Origin of the sequence: Streptomyces sp. NPDC001093, from assembly GCF_040298985.1 — a bacterium.
In the GTDB taxonomy this organism is placed as follows: Bacteria; Actinomycetota; Actinomycetes; order Streptomycetales; family Streptomycetaceae; genus Streptomyces.
Genome location: NZ_JBEPBF010000012.1, coordinates 101723 through 116666 on the forward strand (window position 1 = coordinate 101723; position 14944 = coordinate 116666).

A 14944-nucleotide genomic window follows, 5' to 3' on the forward strand; every position below is an offset into this window, starting at 1 on the left:
ATTCACACCAGGCCCGTGACCTGCGACTTCACGATGCACACCGCTCAACGGCAAACCGGGCAAACCGTCCGCGGCGACGCATACACGCGCGATCAATTCATCTCGCTGGCTGAGAACGCATCAGCCCTACACCCGCCAGCAGCTTGCCTCGCTGCTCTTCCCAGCCTCGAGTCCTCAGCGGCTTCCACTCGGTGATCGCCTCATCGGTGCGCCCGTAATGTCCCCGTTGGTGGCGTTGAGTCGTCGCGTGACATTGCGGAAGCTCTGGGTCCCACAGGCCAGGGGTTGCTCTCCTTCCTGGTCTCGGGGCGGTGGCCGGCCGTCAGGTGGTGGCCGGGAGCTGGGTGAACCGCTTCCAGCCCGAGGGTCTTGAGGCACCGAAACGCCCTTGGTGGCGGAGTGGTATGGCGACTGTTGGCTTCCGCTGAAGGCGTCCCGCGCAGGGTGCGCGGCATAAGGCTTACCGGCTCCGAGGGAAGTCGCAATTCCTTCGCGCCCGGGTGTAGCTGGCGTCGCCCGCCACGTTGCTGATGCCGTACACGCTGACCAGGCTGAGACAGGCGGCGGCAGTCTTGGACTTCGTGGTCCCAGGATCGAGCGCGGTCGAGTCTGCGGCCGTGCCCGCAGTACCTGCTGAGTTCACGGTCAAGTCGAGGCAGCTCTGGGACGGGTCGTCTCCCTGCGGGTTCCCGCCAACAGCAGCGGTGTCGAGGAAGTCAACGGCGTCCACGCAGTCCAGCGGCATGTCGACCTTTGTGAATCTGGCCGACTTCAGGATGGCGTCGATCTCGGCGGTTCGCTTGGGCTCCAAGGTCCCGTAGTCGTACAGCACGTAATGGGAAGAAGGAAGGAACCATACGCGGTGGACGGCGGTGCGCGTGTGGTTGTGGTCCGGCAAGATGTCGGTGCGGACGGTCCACGCCTGGGCTTGTCCGCCTGCCACCGGGAGCTGCTGCATCCCGCTGGCGTGTGTGACGGTCTGCTCACGAACCTCCTGGTCGAACTGGTACGTTCCGCCAGCGGATGGGTTTGGGCCGCCTGTGGTGAAGCGGATGCCGAACATACCGAAGTTGTCGTTCCAGGTGCCGTTGGAGCCTCCCTTGATGCTGGTCATCCCAGGTGCCCACTCGACGGCCAGGCCTCCGGTGTCGCTGCCGTCGTGAGGGACCAGGTCCGTTGCATACCGGCTGTCCATGCCGTCGTCGAAGTTCAGGCTGTCCTGCGGCACCTGGTTCGTGTCCCAAGAAGCGGGGAGCGTGAACTGCAGGCCGCCGAGCACAGTGACAGGCGTCGCTGTGGGAGTGGGAGTGGCAGTCGTCGGGGTGTCCGTGGGGGAAGGGTTGCTAATGGAGGGGGCGAAGGTGGTGGGAGCGGCGCTTGTTGTTGTTTGATGGGTGCCGGCTGCGGCCGGAGGCTGTGCGGTTGAGTGGGTTGGTCGCCCGAGGGTGTAGGCCACGCTGCCGGTGAGGGTGACAGCAGCGGCAGCCCCCGCAGCAACAAGGACCCTTCGGCGCCTGTGAGGCCGGGGCTTCTGGTTCCGGGTCTCACGCTGTTCCGCCTGCTGCTCGACTTGCCTGGCGAGGATGTCGTAAATAGCCGCCGTGGCGGCCTCTACGGATTGGGCCGCAGGTTCGCAGTCGGCGCCGCCGGCCTGCTCGTACTCCTTGCGGGCGGCAGCCAGCGCAGCGGAGGCGCCACCGAGAGCGGCACGCGCGGCGGATATGTCATCGCCAGCCGGCTCGGTCCGTGCCAGTGTCTCCCGGAGGCGGGACAGGGTGACTGTGGCCTCGTCGAGGAACTCTCGTGCTGCCGGTCCACTGCGCCAGCCCGTACCCCTTGTAAAGGGGATAGTTCTCGCGAGGTCGATCCCGGAGGCGGAGATCGTCCAGGGCAGATTGTGTGCCGGTGTCGCTTCCTCGGGCGTGGCAGGCGAGGCCCGGCGCGTGTATGCGACCGTGGGAAGGACCACGGTGCCCGAGGGGCCAAGCAGGCCTGCGGTTTGCTGAGCCAGCTGCGCGGCGGTGGGCCGAGTGTCCGGGTCCTTGTGAAGAGCTCGGGACACCAGAGGCCTGAGGCCGTCGGGGACAGACCGCAGGTCCGGTTCCGCGTGGATGATGCGGTGCTCGATGGCGGTGGGCAGCCCGAACGGATGACTGCCAGCCGCGGCGTAGGCCACCAGGATGCCCCAGGCAAAGATGTCGCACGCCGGCGTTATCTCGCCGCGCGTCAGTTGCTCGGGCGCCATCCAGCCGTGACTTCCGGACCGAGGCACGGACGTGCGGGTGAAGGCTGTGACGTCGACGTGGCCGGCAATGCCGAAGTCGAGGACGCGCGGTCCGTCCGCCGCGAGAATGACGTTGGCGTGCTTGAGGTCCCGATGGGTGACGCCAGCTGCGTGGATGTAGGCAAGCGCGAGGGCAACGGCGGCAGCGAAGGTGAGGAGATTCTGACCCCGGAGCGATCCGTGGGAATGTACGTGCTGCTGCAGCGTTTCACCCGGCACGTACGGCATCGCGAGCCAGGGGATCTCAGCTTCGGTATCCGCGTCCACCAGCGGCACCAGGTAGGGACCCGACACCCTGCGAAGGACCTCGACTTCACGTATGAAGCGCTGCCGGTAGTGACGGTCGTTGGCGTAGTCCGGGCTGAGGACCTTGACCGCGGACGGCTTCCCGGTCGCGGGGTGGTACGCGAAGTAGACCGTCCCCATGCCTCCGGCGCCGATGCGGTGAAGTGGTCTGTACGGACCTATGCTCGGGGGCAGCGTCACGGAGAACTCCCTGTTGTCAACCTACTGCTCGAGGGGCCCGCCGACAGCAGGCGGGGAGCACCGGAATGTTATAGCTGAGACCCGTGACATTTCGGGGTGACTCCGGGTCCTTCATGCTCAAGGAGACTTGCCAGGCGCGACGTTGGGCTGGAGATGCCCTCTGGTCGTTCCGCACGCCCGCCGTAGGCGCGGCTATACACCGATCTACGTGCCCGGGTCGCGTTGACAGCTTCCGGATTGCGGGCCCTGGCCCGGGTTTTCGCGATGCGCTTCACCGTGCGCTCGTCGAGGGCGGCCAGAGTACGGTGCGTGTGGAGTCGGAGGCGGATTACGGCCCTGTAGGCCTCGGGCCAGTACTTTCGTCCTTCCTGCCCGCCTCGATGGGGGCGTGGCGCCGCCGTTGAAGCTCATCGCGTTCAACGTCCGGGATCGTCATCGACTCGGCGAGCACGGCGGCTAGCGCGCCCACTTGAGTGTGGTCGATGTCAGCGTGGAAGAGCCACCGGATGTTCTCGTCGCGCGTGATGAGGTCGATCACCAAGCGCGCGCTTTTGTCCTGCGTGGTCGCTGCTCGAACGTATCGCACCCGGTCAGTCGGGATGACTTGACGGATCTCACCTTGCTCAAGGAACGCGTTCGTCTTGGCCGTGATGATGCGGCGATCCGTGACGGCGATCAGTGTTTTTGCCGCGGCCTCGTCCCACGCTGCCGCCAACTTCTCCATCGCTCCGCCGAGGACCGCGGAAATCGGATCCAGGGCATCGGGCTGATCGGGGAAGCCGAGGACACGTAGCGTCTCACCGTCCTCGAGGAACCACCGCAGGATGCGCAGGTACGGCTCGATAGCCACCGATTCCGGTGCGCAGACGACGCCCGGAGCCTCGAGTGGAGGGGCCGGCGGATGGAGGGCATCGGCAAGAGGCTCGATCGCCTCCAGAAGACGGGCGGAGATCTGGCGGGCTGCGTTCGAGTCCCGGCGCTTCCAGGGCAGTGGCAGTGTGTCGCGTCCGGGCAGCTCGGCGATGATTCGTAGCTCCCGCGTCAGCGAGTCGACCAGGCTCGTCGCCTCGGCAAGAGCGGAACCGAGCTCTTCGCCAGTGTCGCGCGCAATGATGTCGAAGAGCCGCGCCTCGCCGACGTCATCGGGGCCAGCGGCCCTCGCCCGCGCGGCGTGGAGCGCCTGATACCCGGTCCATGCCTTCAGGGAAGACAGCAGGGCGTTGGCATCGAAGAAGATCGCCGCAGCGTTCGTCTGGAGATACTCACGGCCGCCATGCAGGCCGAGTTCATGGATCTGCCCGATGTGGTCGCGAACGTTCAGCCGGTACAGCTCAAGCTGCTTAACCAGGTTCGCCTCCTTGTCCGCGACCTTGTGCCACAAGGTGGTGGGGACCGATCCGACCTCTCGCGCGTGGTCGACCGCGCGGTCGACGGTGGCGACGAGGCCCGTCAGTTCGGCCCACTGCTCGTTGCGGATGGTTGTGAGTACCTGGCTCGTCAGCGCGATGTTGGTCCTGACAAGGCCCGTGACCTCACTCAGCTGCATCTGAAGGCCGATCATGGCCAGCGCTGGCCCGATCGCAGCCGCGGTCTGCGCCGCGCTCACCGCAGTCAAGGGGAGGAAGCGGGCCTGAGCGACAATCTTGCCGTTGGCGAACACTGCTCCGAGGTTCGCGCCATCCTTGACGGCGAGGGTTGCGCCGGCCCTCAGTAGGGCCTGTGTCGCGTCGCTGATCCTGTAGAGCCCCTGCACGCTGGCGAATGCGTTTCCGAGGTTGCCGGCCACGGTCGCGGTGTTTCCGATCGAGGCGAGGACTGTGGAGATCTGCTTGAGGTCTGCCGCTGGGACGAGCCCGAAGTCGATCAGATCGGGCTTGATTTCCGCCGGGACCTCACCGAAGACGACAGCAACCCCTGGGAGCACCTCCGCTAGGACCGTCGATGCGGTTATTGGGTCGATGCCCGGGTTGGGTGTCGAATCGTCCACAACAGATGAGTCGGCGGTATTACTCTGGCCGTTCTCCTCAGGCTCGACGATCTCCATCGAGTCCGAAGGGTCCTGCATGCGATCTCCTCCCCACGAGGGCCCACACCGGCCAGACGTCGTCGGCGTTCCCTGCCGAAGTCTACGGCTCAACGCCCTGCGGTTCAGACCGAATCCACCGGACTGATCTCGGACTGACCAGTGAGCCCATGACGTCCGCCCCGTCGTATCTGGTGTCGTATCCACCGTCGCGTCCGTGTGCACGCTTGGATACGACATCCTCGTTCCACCCGAAAGTGCAGGCCAGGGGCTCTACGAGCCACCTGCGGGTGAGGGCGACTGTATATCGGTGCAGCAACGCATCCCGATCTCCAACAACTCGGCGGCCCGGCTGCCTCCTCGCACATGTCGACACGTCTGCCAACTCGCCTTGCTGCCAGCAACATCGTCGGTCACTTCCTTCAACTTCACACCCCATGCCTATGCCGGCGTCCCCCTGGAACCGGCCGCCCCGACCGAGAGGCGGTCCGAGGGCGATTGAAGGCGTCCCGGCCCAGGCCGCACCTTCAGGCCGATCCGCGCACACACTCGAATCCGCCCGTTCCAGGCGACTGATGTGCCTGCATTCTGGTCGTGCGTGCCGCAGGCCACGACGCCTTGCGTCGTACCGGCGGAATTTCCCCTGAAAAACGGTCGTGAATTCACGAGAATTCCAGCATTATCAAGCCGGAATCCCGCTTCAAGCGGGGTGCAGGTCGAGCTATATTTGAATTGTTCCCGGAGAGGCCGGGAAAGGAAATCCCTCGGATGGGCTCCTCTCGAAAACGGATGACGGGTGGAGTGTGTCCAGAGGGTGGTTATTTTCGAATTCGAATTAGCCGGTTCTCGGTCAAGCAGTGAAAGGAATTCGCCCGATGACGAGCCCTGCCGCGCCCGCCCCTGCCTCCACGCCCGCATCGTCCACCCCTGCGTCCGGCCAGGCGGACTCCGCGCCGCCCAGTGCACCCGCGACCCCGGCGGGGTCGCCGCCCGGCCCGATCGGGAAGGCCCGCCCCGGCGAGCTACGGGCGAGGATCGCCAAGATCCTCGCCGCCAGCCCGGGCACTGGGTTCACGGTGACGGAGCTGGCGAGGATGCTGGGGCATTCGGGCGGGGCGGTCGGCAACGCGTGCGAGACGCTGGTGTGCCGGGGCGAAGCGGACCGGTCGGGCGCCAAACCCCGCACCTACCGGGCGACTTCCATGACGGGCGCCGCAGCCCAGAGGGTCCCGGGACCCGCGCCCGAGCCGAGCCCGACTGTCTCGGTGCCGCACCAGTCGGCCGGGCAGGCACCAACGGCCCCGTCGCCGGGCGGGCGGCCGGAGCCGATCACCCGGCCGAACGGGCAGAAGTACCACCCCAGGGCGCTGGCGCAGCTACCGGATGTCGAGGCGCTGCGCAGGCTGCGCCAGGCGCAGGTGCCGGTGTTGTTGTACGGGCCGCCGGGGACGGGGAAGACGTCGCTGATCGAGGCGGCGTTCCCGGACCTGATCACGGTGGCCGGGGACGGTGACACCACGGTCGGTGACCTGATCGGCGAGTACACCCAGGACTCAAGCGGCGGCTACGAGTTCATCTACGGTCCCCTCGTCACCGCCATGCAGGAGGGCCGCGCCCTCCTCCTGGATGACGCCACCCTGATCTCCCCGAAGGTATTGGCCGCCCTGTACCCGGCGATGGACGGGCGCAGGCAGATCCAGGTCAAGGCGCACAAGGGCGAGACGATCAGCGCCGCCGACGGCTTCTACGTGATCGCCGGACACAACCCGGGCGTGCACGGCGCGGTCCTCACCGAAGCCCTCGCCTCGCGGTTCAGCGTGCAGATCCGGGTCGGCTCGGACTACGACCTGGCCGCCGCCTTGAAGATCAACCGCACGGCGGTGCGCATCGCCCGCCACCTCGCCGCCAGCCAGCAGGCCGGAGACGTCGGATGGGCCCCGCAACTGCGGGAGCTGATCGCCTTCCAGAAGATCGCCGACGTACTCGGCACCGAGGCCGCCTTCGCCAACCTGGTCGGCATCGCGCCCCTGGAGGACCGCGACACGGTCGCCGAGATCGTCACCAAGGCCATCGGCCGCCCGGTCACCGCCCTGGCCCTGGGCCGCCAGCTCTAACACACCCGCCCAGCGGGCCGGGAACACACCCGGCCCCCGGCCAGCCCACCACCCGCCAGCCTCCTCCCGGAAAGGGCCCGATCACCCATGCCTGCACCCGCCCACCTCCTGCCCGCACCCCCCGCGTTGACCGACCTGGAATGCGACCTCGCCCGCTGGGCGGACGACGGCGGCCCCCTCCACGAGCCGCGCCCGCGCCCGCAGGCCGCGCAGTGGCTGCGGATCTCCGCCGCCCTGGGGGAGCGACTTCCGGAACTGGCCGGACGCGAGGACGTGATCGTCACCTGCGAGCCCGGCACCCGCTCCGGCGCCCCGGCCGCCTTCTACCCCGCCCTCGCCCAACTGGAGATCGACGCAGGCCTGTTCGCCCCGCACAACCCCGCCACCATCCACCCCACCCGGGTCGGCGACGAACTGCGCTACCCGGCCGCCTGGGGAGCCTTCACCCACGAGGCCGCCCACGCCGCCCACAGCCGCTGGAGCACACCAGCCGCGCTACGCGGCACGGCACTTGATGCGGCAGCCCAGCTCCTGGAAGAGGCACGCGTGGAGAAGGCACACCTGGCCCGCCGCCCCGGCGACCGGAGCTTCCTGAGGGCCGCAGTCCAGAGCCTGGTCCTGCCGGACTTCACGAGCCAGACACCCACCGACCCCTGGCAGGCCGGGGCGGCGGCGGGACTGATCCTGGCCCGCCGCGACGCAGGCATCCTCGACCCAGACGAAACCCAGCCCCTCAACGAGGCACTGACCACCCTCCTCGGACCCGACCTGCTGAACACCCTCGCGCAGATCTGGACGGCCGCCCACGCCACCGCCGACGACGACACACAGGCGTTGATCAAGCACGCCGAGGCCTGGTGCCAGGCCCTCGGAGCCACCCCCGAGGCACCGGAGCCCGCCCCCGCTCCCACCGGATCCAGGGGCGAACTCGCCGACGTGGTCGGCAAGATCGCCGCAACAGTAGCGGCGAACGAAGCCGCCCAAGCAGCGGCCCGGGCCCGCGCCCATGCCGCCAGCAGCACCCGCGCCCGTGCCAAGGCAGCCCAGGCTGCCCACGCCCGGGAGGCGGCCGAGATCGCCAAGAAGGTCTTCACGCCCGGGGCACGGCCCTTCACCCCCGAGAGCCAGCGCAGCAGGGCCCGTTACGCCCCCTCCCCGGTGACCGGTACCCGCCCGCCCACCGCTGGGGAGAAGGCAGCGGCGGGACGGCTGGCGCGGGCGTTGCGGGCGGCGGCCTACCGGGAACGCGCCGTCACCGTCACCGCCTCGGCGGTCCCGCCCGGGCGGCTGAGCATGCGTGGCGCCCTGGCCCGGGACGCGCAGAAGGCGGCGGGCGCCCTCCCCACCGCCCAGCCCTGGATCCGCACCCAGCGCCGCCAAGGCCCCACCCCGCCCCTGCGGGTGGGTATCGCGGTCGACGTCTCCGGCTCGATGCACGCAGCCGCAGCCCCGATCGCCTCGGCCGCCTGGATCATCGCCAAGGCCGCCGCGCTGACCGACCCGGACTCGCGCACCGCAACCATCGCCTACCGCAGGGCCCTGACCGCGATCACCGCACCCGGCCGCACACCGGCCCGGGTGACCGAGTTCGACGCCGACGGCGGCGGCCACAGCCTCGCCGAGGCCGCCGACGCCCTGACCGCAGCCCTCGACCTCACCACACCCGGAGCGGGCCGCCTGCTGGTGATCGCCTCCGACGGCCGCTACCGCCCCGACGAGGCCACCCGCGCAACCGACCGCATCACCACCCTCCGCGCGGCCGGGTGCGCGGTGCTGTGGCTCGCCTTCGAACCCGACCCCCGCCCGCTGCCCGGCGCCACCCTCCTGGAGCTGACGGACCCGGCCCAGGCCGTCACCGCGATCGGCAAGGCCGCAACCACCGCCCTCGCCGCCACCAATCCCTGACCCCGAGTGGGTGCCGCCCCGGCCGGTCCGAGGCGGCACCCCCGATAACCGCCCACCACGACCGTGAAGGAGCAACACGCCCATGACATCACTGGCCGAACGCGCCCACGCCGCCGCCGTGTTCATCCGCCACAACACCGCCGTCAGCCCGCACGGCCGCTACCGGGGCGAGGAACACGCCCGCACCGCCGTACGGCTGGCCGCCGCCCTCGGCCTCGGCCTGGACCACATCACCACCGCTCCGGACTGGTTGCGTCGCCGCTCCACGCCGGGTGAGCCGGTCCTGGCCACCGCCACCTGCCCCGACACCGGCGAGCAGTACCTCTTCCTCGCCCGCTTCCCGATCTACGACGACGAAGCATTCGAACTCCTCGGCCCCTGCCCCGAATGCTCCGGCCAAGTCCCCCTCGCCTTGGTCCGGCACCTCGCCGACCTCGGCACATACCTGGCCCTCCCGCCGCTCAGGCCCGGTGACATCCCGGAGGTGGACACGGTGCCCGACACCTTCAGGGTCGACGAAGGCCATACCAGCACCTGCCGCTACGGCGAAGACCGCTGACCCCCCACCACCGCACCCTCAACAGGGAAGGGACCGCCAGCCATGACCGAACGCATCAGCCGCATCCGGGGCACCGCCGCCCGGACCCATGGGCTCTCGACGTCACCTGGCACGGACACCGATGCCAGGCGTTCTCCCGGGCACGAGGCTCTGCTCACGGCCCTCGGCGAGGACGGATACCAGTGCCTCCTCCGCGAGCGTCACGCACGCGGCACCGCGCTGGGCGAACTGGCCGACGTGGTCCTGACCACGGCCGCCGAAGCGGACCGGCTGCACGGCAAACTTCGCCGCCACGCCGCCCACGCCCGCGACCGCCTCGGTGACCTCTGCGACCCGCGCATGGACCCGGCCTTCGTCCCGGTCACCGGCCTACTCGCCAGCGTCGGCCACACCACTGACCTGCATGCCGCACGCTTCGCCCAGCAGATGAGCCAGCTGGCCCTCGTCTTGGGGAGCTACCAGGTCGCTGTACGGCATATCGGAAGCGTGACCGGCCGCAGTTGACCATGCGGGGCCCCCGATGCAGGGCCCAGGCCCACTCCTCCGCGATTTCCGCACCGCGGGCCGGCGACTGACACCGGCCCGCCTATTACGGAAGGACTCTTCACCATGCCCGCCTCCGGAGCCTCACAACACCGCCTGTTCGTGCATCAACTCCTTCGCCGCGCCTACGCGTTCCTCGCGGCCGTCGACGACGGGGAGGCCCCGCCGCTCGCCACGCTGCTGGTCCGTACGGTGGACCGCATGTCGGCCGAGGAGCGTGCCAACCTGGATGAGCCTGCAGTCGCCTGGGCCGTAGCCGAGGCCGCCGCAGAGGTGCTGGCTTGCACTCGCACTCCCATCCGACCTCATGACCCGAACTTGACGAGCTGCCTTCGGGCCCTCGACCAGTTGCCCCTTACGGCGCGCACGGGCCTGATCGCAGCGGCTGTGCGGCGCACCAGCCGCGGATGGGACAAAGCTGCGCCGCCCGACTCCGATGTCCCCGCGCTGGGCGGGAGCCAGGCTGCTCGGCACCGTGTGGCGGGCCACTGCCCATGTCCGTGCAACGGCGGCGGCTTCTGTGGCGGGTGCGGGCACGCTGGTTGCGGAGGACGACGACGCTCCCTCCGGTGACATGCCCATAGCCGGCCGGGGGCAGGCGCGAGGCCGCCGCGTTTGCCCGCCATAGGGGTGATATGTCTCGCCGCCCCGTCCCGACGCACGAAAACGCCCGGCTGGGCAGCATATGAAACGCATCATGAGTGTGGGCGCCGTCATGGCCATGGCATCTGTTCTGTCGGCAGCGGGGCCGGCGGCCGCCTCGACCAGCGCCTGTACGCACCACTGGTCGGGTCCCCAGGTCTGTATTCGACTGGATGGCCGCAACACGTGGAACCGGGTCACGGCCATCTGGACCAATCCGCCTGGAGCCGTGCAGACGAGGAGCGTGCGGCTCACTCTGGACGGCCAGCAACTCGGCCGGGCGGAGACTGCCCGACGGGTGGGCAAGACATTGAGTTACACATGGTCGGCCTTTGATACCGGCACCGACACGAAGGTCTGCGTGCAGTTCGCGAAGATCAACCGAGTGGCCTGTGACACGACCAAGTACAGCGGTGTCCCTGGCCCCGTGTAGGAGTCCCGCCAGCCAGAACCTCAGCGCGCCAACGGGGCCGATGGCCCCAACGTGGCCTGCGAGGTGTGCGGACTGGCAGTGGCGAGCCGGGCTCGACGACTGCTCACTGACAAGCTGCACGGCTCCCCCTAACCACCGTGCGCCCCGTCGACGGCGCCGACGACGCACCGTTTCCTGGGAGGAGCTGACGGCAGAGGGAAGCGTACGCCGCAGGTCGAGCCGATCGCCGCATGGGGATTACGGCGCGGATCAAGACGACTGGTTGTCATGGAGCCCGCGAGGCGGGAGCCAGCCGGGCACTCGGTAACACCACTGGCAAGTGCGGCGACTGTGCGATGTGCTCGATTCAAGGTAGCCGTGGGCGCACTGGTCGGCGTGAAGATGGCGCCGAGTCCACTGCTCAGCCTGCGCCCAGCCCGTCGCGGCCGGGCCCGTCGCCGGAAGCCCCCCGCAAGGGCCGGCTGTGGCGGCAGGCGGTGCAGCCTGACCTCGTCAGCCTTCGTCCGTCTCGCCGAGGCGCACGTCAGGCAGGCGGGAAGCCGAGGAATTGCCGCTGGTCATCATCGCGGTAGCTGCCAGGATCTTCATCCATGGCTTCGTGTCGGGGTCGGCCATGGTCCTGGCGAGAGCGTCGGAGCGCACTATGCGCGCCACCAGCTCGTCTTGGGCGCTGGCCGGGTCGACCACAAGGTTCCAGGTCAACTGGTCGTGGACCTGGGCGAACTTGGCGTCGGTGAGGCGGTCGAAGGTGGAGTGGCGGAGCACTGTCAGGCGAGGGTCGTCGCTGTGCGCCGCGAATAGGATCCGCGTCTCCAAGGTGCAGGCCACCGTCCTGATGGTGGGCTCCGATATAGCGAGGCCAGCGATGAGCCATCGGACTGTTGCCATGCACCAGACGTGCTCGCCGACACGGTAGGAGTCCACGTTGCTGATCGCCATGGCGTGTGCATTCAACGTCGGGCCAACCCAGCCGAACGCGCGTACCGGAAGAGCCTCTGAGTCTGGTCCGGACGGCGTGCATGGGAATCCACTGGTACCAAAGGTACTGAGCCAAACCTCGGGTTGGTTGCCGCCGCCCATGGTGTGCGCCAAACGGATCACGGCTCCAAGGGCGGGCTCCGCCTTCAAAGCGTGCTGGATGATGTCCTGGTCGACCGTCGTGGGTTTCGTGAACCGATCGATGACTTCACCCAGACCGGTCAGGTGGACGAACCGCTCTGCGAGATCAACGACGTCAGCGCGCATCGGCTCCGCATAGCTGGTGCCGTTACCGAAGTCGCGGGTGTTGTCGCTGACGAAGTAGACCGTTTCGTCCGGGTGCGTCTTGGCGTATTCAACGGCTGACAGCCAGATCGCCGCGTCTCGTGCTCCGGTTTTCTTCCCGTCGTCCTTGCAAGGAGCTAACCCGTTCGCCTCGCGGAACGCTGCCTCATGCAGTGCCATCTCGCTGGTAGGAATGACATCGGCCACGCGTGACCCGGCGCGCGTCGGCAGGCACCGCCATATCAGCCGGTCACTGGGTCAACTTGCCAAGGGACCAGGCCAGTTGAGTACGCGTACTCATGCCACGCCCTCTCTCGCGTACCCATGATCGATCTCCGGATCAGGCTCGCGGAGGGGACGGCTGAGAAGATGGCATCGGTACGAGCTGGAGGGGATCTGAGATCCACCCATTGGCGCTCGTTCCTGAGAACCCGTGTGGCCAGGTCGTCGGCGGTCGGAGCCGGGATCGGGACCGCTTGGATTGCGCTTGCCGCCGCGCTTTCCGCATGGCCCTTGGACGGACTCCTCCCGTGCGGTCAGCAAGAGTGGGGCTGCCTGGGGTTGGCGCTTCTGCTAGTCAGAGCGGCAGCGGTGGTGGGCTTCCTGACGAGCTGGCTGCTGCTGCGCTTGGCGGGTGTCCGGCCGGCCTGGCGTGTTGCTGTGCTCACCAGCTTGCTCTTCTGGTTCGGGATCGAGCTGAGCGAGCGGGCGCTCGCCGGAAGCTTCCCGACAGTGGTTCTCCCGCTGGCCTCGGCCGCCCTGTTCGCACTGGCCACTGTCCTGACCGCGCCCCGTCCCGTGTTCTGGCGGCCTCGGATCGTGCTGCTTATTGGTCTTGCTCTGTTGTGGCCGCTTTCGGGGCTCGTGGGTGCCCACCGCACTGAAGCAAGCAAGCGCAGTGAGCTCGTGGATGCGGGGGTCCCCCTGCTTGCGCCCGACGTCACCGGTTACCGCCTCGACCATCCATGGGCCACTCGGTACGGTCATGAGTTCGTCTACCGCCTGTGGCCCGAGCGGACCGGCGTCGACGCCAACGATCCGAATGACTGGGCCGTCCATGTGACCGTGGCACCGTTGGAGTCCGGCTTCCATCCACCCGTCTGCGAGGCACAAGGCGATAGCGGCCCCCTGTACCACATGCCGTGCGAGCTGGTGGCCCCGAACACCTGGCGCACCGTTAGGCAGCACGCGGTCTTCTACTTCGTGCGCCGGAAGGGTGCCATGACCGTGCTCGCTTCGTACGGAACACATATCACTGATGGCGAACTGCGCGCCCTGGCGTCCACAGTGGCCGTAAGAGAGCCGGGCTTCTTCCTCCGATGAATCGATGACCGGTGGTCTTGCGCGCAAGCCTCCTCCCTTCAGGGCGGGTGAGCGCATCCTTGTGCGCAGGTCGTCAGCTTCGGCATCTTGTGTGGTCGAGCGCCGACGCCGGTGGCCCGGGCGGCGGACAGGCCCTGGAGGGTGGCGCTGGCGATGTTGCCGGCGGTTTCCACCATCGTGGCGTTGCTGCTGATCCCGGCGAACAGTGCGGTTGCCTGAAGCCAGGCGCCGCTGCCGATGCCGGTGACCCCGGCGCCCCGCCGACGGAGGCGACGGCGATCTCGGCCGCCCAGACGGCCACGATCCGCTTGTCTGCTGCTGGACGGGCTTGCTCGCCAGTCGTCGATCAGGCGGCGGCCTTCGGGAGATAGCAAGCCGTCGCATTCCGCGCAGCGGACGCGGCAGACCGAGAACGCGGCCGGAAGCCGTCCTGGTGGATCGCCTGTATACGAGAAGGCCCCTACTGACGTGCAACCGGGGCATGGACGCGTTCAAGAAAGTTGACGCGTACTTCACAGCGGACGACGAACCGTCCTCGATCAGCGACTGGCAGGCCGACAACGGCAACCTCTCCGCTGACATCGCCCAGCTCGCCACCGACGGCCTCGGTGTCGGCGGCCCCGACGACGCTACGTACCGGCGGAGGGTTCGGACCGACGCCAGCAAGTTCCCTCACGACTTCCAGGTTGCCGAGGCCGATGTCGACGAGGTCGCTGCAGGTAAGTCGCTGCGACGTCTGGGTGGCGTTGCGTCGTCCGGCCGTCGATGGTCCTCGACGCTGCCGGGCCTCCGATAGGCCCCGGCTCTTCACGTTTTGACCAACAACGCCACCCGTTCCCCGAGCAGCTGCCACTGTGTCCGCACACACCAGCCGCACACCAAGGGGGGGGCTCGTGCGCCATATCGTCCTGCTCGTTCCCGTCATCCTGCTCGCCGCCGCGTGCACCAGCGGCAAGCCCGTGCCGGCCGGGAAGCCGGCCGCATCCCCTTCGGCCTCGTCCTCGGCGAGCGCCCCGAAGACGGCTGCGCCCAGCACTTCCCCCTCCAACCGGCCAAACAGTTGGTGCGCGAAACATCCGGACGACGGCTGGTGTCACTGGAACCCGACCGACACCTGGACGCCGCCTGTCCCGACAGGCAGCGAGTGGAGCTCCTACTTCTCCAGCGCGCTGGACGACACCTGGAAGCAGATGTGCGAGGAGAAGAATCCGGCCTCGGCGTGCGAGGCGACTCCTAGCCGATGACCGCCACAGCGCATGGGCGCAGACGGTCTAAGACGTCGTCTCATTTGGTGTTCTGGGTAGTCTGCACCGTGTGGTGATGGTCGAGCGCATGGTGCCGGACGAGTTGTGGGAACTGTTCCAGCGGG

General features: G+C 68.4%; 11 protein-coding genes. 8 read left to right on the plus strand and 3 right to left on the minus strand.

Features of this window, described 5'->3' with window-relative positions; translation table 11 throughout:
• Positions 1-460: 460 nt before the first annotated feature.
• Complete coding sequence (locus tag ABT288_RS09165; RefSeq protein WP_351604334.1) at positions 461-2770, minus strand: serine/threonine-protein kinase; 2310 nt, start codon at positions 2768-2770, stop codon at positions 461-463.
• A 328-nt stretch (positions 2771-3098) separates the two neighbouring features.
• Positions 3099-4835 (minus strand): hypothetical protein, encoded by a 1737-nt coding sequence (locus tag ABT288_RS09170; protein ID WP_351604336.1) that lies wholly within the window; start codon positions 4833-4835, stop codon positions 3099-3101.
• Positions 4836-5827: 992 nt separating this feature from the next.
• Between ABT288_RS09170 and ABT288_RS09175 the strand changes: the two genes are divergently transcribed.
• The 5 genes from ABT288_RS09175 to ABT288_RS09195 all read left to right on the plus strand — a co-directional run bounded on the left by ABT288_RS09175 (position 5828) and on the right by ABT288_RS09195 (position 10989).
• Positions 5828-6907, plus strand: coding sequence for an AAA family ATPase (locus tag ABT288_RS09175; RefSeq protein WP_351604360.1), 1080 nt, complete (start codon positions 5828-5830; stop codon positions 6905-6907).
• 87 nt (positions 6908-6994) lie between these two features.
• Positions 6995-8812: a VWA domain-containing protein gene (locus tag ABT288_RS09180; protein WP_351604338.1), complete on the plus strand. Its 1818-nt coding sequence runs from the start codon at positions 6995-6997 to the stop codon at positions 8810-8812.
• Positions 8813-8894: 82 nt separating this feature from the next.
• On the plus strand, positions 8895-9371 hold the full coding sequence (locus ABT288_RS09185) for a hypothetical protein (RefSeq protein ID WP_351604340.1): 477 nt from the start codon (positions 8895-8897) through the stop codon (positions 9369-9371).
• Positions 9372-9413: 42 nt separating this feature from the next.
• Positions 9414-9875 (plus strand): hypothetical protein, encoded by a 462-nt coding sequence (locus ABT288_RS09190; RefSeq protein WP_351604342.1) that lies wholly within the window; start codon positions 9414-9416, stop codon positions 9873-9875.
• 736 nt (positions 9876-10611) lie between these two features.
• Complete coding sequence (locus ABT288_RS09195) at positions 10612-10989, plus strand: hypothetical protein (RefSeq protein ID WP_351604344.1); 378 nt, start codon at positions 10612-10614, stop codon at positions 10987-10989.
• Between the two features lie 492 nt (positions 10990-11481).
• On the opposite strand, the gene ABT288_RS09200 is transcribed toward ABT288_RS09195, so the two are convergent.
• Entirely contained in the window at positions 11482-12459 is a 978-nt protein-coding gene (locus ABT288_RS09200) for a PIN domain-containing protein (protein WP_351604346.1), read from the minus strand.
• A gap of 384 nt (positions 12460-12843) precedes the next feature.
• Here ABT288_RS09200 and ABT288_RS09205 point away from each other — a divergent pair, with 384 nt between their 5' ends.
• The 3 genes from ABT288_RS09205 to ABT288_RS09215 all read left to right on the plus strand — a co-directional run bounded on the left by ABT288_RS09205 (position 12844) and on the right by ABT288_RS09215 (position 14819).
• A complete protein-coding gene (locus ABT288_RS09205) occupies positions 12844-13575 on the plus strand; it encodes a hypothetical protein (protein ID WP_351604348.1) in 732 nt (243 codons plus the stop codon).
• Positions 13576-14056: 481 nt separating this feature from the next.
• A complete protein-coding gene (locus ABT288_RS09210) occupies positions 14057-14371 on the plus strand; it encodes a hypothetical protein (RefSeq protein ID WP_351604350.1) in 315 nt (104 codons plus the stop codon).
• A 97-nt stretch (positions 14372-14468) separates the two neighbouring features.
• A complete protein-coding gene (locus ABT288_RS09215) occupies positions 14469-14819 on the plus strand; it encodes a hypothetical protein (protein WP_351604352.1) in 351 nt (116 codons plus the stop codon).
• The last annotated feature ends 125 nt before the right edge of the window (positions 14820-14944 follow it).

Bases quoted from the DNA above. Each gene is read 5' to 3' on its own strand.
- ABT288_RS09170 (WP_351604336.1), bottom strand. From the start codon at position 4,835: ATGCAGGACCCTTCGGACTCGATGGAGATCGTCGAGCCTGAGGAGAAC.
- ABT288_RS09180 (WP_351604338.1), top strand. From the start codon at position 6,995: ATGCCTGCACCCGCCCACCTCCTGCCCGCACCCCCCGCGTTGACCGAC.
- ABT288_RS09185 (WP_351604340.1), top strand. From the start codon at position 8,895: ATGACATCACTGGCCGAACGCGCCCACGCCGCCGCCGTGTTCATCCGC.
- ABT288_RS09190 (WP_351604342.1), top strand. From the start codon at position 9,414: ATGACCGAACGCATCAGCCGCATCCGGGGCACCGCCGCCCGGACCCAT.
- ABT288_RS09195 (WP_351604344.1), top strand. From the start codon at position 10,612: ATGAGTGTGGGCGCCGTCATGGCCATGGCATCTGTTCTGTCGGCAGCG.
- ABT288_RS09210 (WP_351604350.1), top strand. From the start codon at position 14,057: ATGGACGCGTTCAAGAAAGTTGACGCGTACTTCACAGCGGACGACGAA.